Genomic DNA, 1,223 nt, shown 5'->3' on the forward strand with positions numbered 1-1,223 from the left:
TGGTGGCGGTGGAGCTGCCCCTGGAACTAATGGTGGTCAAGGCGGTGGAGTAGGGCCTGAGTTAGTAATCGAGTTTAGAGAGGCACCTCTAGACCCAAAGGTTTTTAATCTGCTTTCAAATGATAGAAGTACAGAAAATCACTTTAACCCTGAAGAAAAGTTAAGCATAACTTGGATGACAACGGTTAAATATTCGGATGACACTACGTTAGGTGTTAATCAAAGAGAGCTTTACCAAGCAAAGGTCTATCTGAGTGATAATGATATTATTGAGATTGATAATGATCTGGAGTTGTTCACTATCCAGTGTTCTTTCCCAATGGCATTGGGAGCAGATTATGGGTGTAGTGAATTCGCTTCATTTGAAAGTGTATATGCAAAGGATAATTTGAACCAATTTTCTACAACAAGTATTCCTTTAAATAAGCCTGAAGGTATCCAAAATCATGTTGTCGATGCAACGGATTTTCTGGATATTATTCCAAAAGATGCCAATGTTATAATAGAGACCTGCTTGATATCTGAGCCTGACAATTGTGCAGAGGCATCTGTTGCAATTGAGTTATACTAGCCAAACATCCCTGATGCATAATAGAAAAAAAATGAAGGCAGTTTTTTTGAAAAGACCTATAGAGATTCCTTTCTGTGAAGACATAGATGGTTTAACCGATGCTGTAGAACTCATGCTGGACCTAGTTCAAACCAACATTGATAAAGGGTTCATCCTGGATATAGACGCTGTTTTCGAATATGCGCAAGATGGTTTTACTCTGGTTACCTTTAACCTTTTAGTTAAGAATCTCAATAAAACGCTTTCCGATCAGGCAAGGGCAGTCACTCAAACTTTCACTGTGCATTAATTTAACCTGGTCAGCTGTCTGGAACCCGTGTCTTCTGCGTCGAAATTAGATCATTATAGAGAGCTCGCGGGACCAATTATTCATGCAGTTATCCTCGAAACGGGGAAAAATGATGTGAAGCTGATACGGAAAAAACTAAACCAGGCTTACCCATTTGAAGCTAGGTGTGGACAGGCTTATCGAGCCTGGTTATCAGAAGTACATTCCCAACTTGGCTTTACCTTACGAAGAAAAAACAGTTCAGAAAAACAATTAGACCTGTTCGATCAACCTTAATTATTCTTCTTCGACGGCCTCTAGAACGGATTCAACAGAAGCTGTAGCTAAGCCATCAACATTGACTGAGAAGTTGGGTTTCCCTAG

Annotated in this window: 2 protein-coding genes; both read left to right on the plus strand. The window is 40.0% G+C overall.

Annotated elements, in window-relative coordinates:
* The coding region (locus tag A3766_RS31730; RefSeq protein WP_082907244.1) for a hypothetical protein at positions 1 to 571 on the plus strand (571 nt) is incomplete at its 5' end.
* Between the two features lie 46 nt (positions 572 to 617).
* Positions 618 to 860, plus strand: coding sequence for a hypothetical protein (locus A3766_RS27680; protein WP_156490373.1), 243 nt, complete (start codon positions 618 to 620; stop codon positions 858 to 860).
* Positions 861 to 1,223 lie beyond the last annotated feature (363 nt).

The sequence above is a fragment of the Oleiphilus sp. HI0132 genome, from assembly GCF_001635845.1.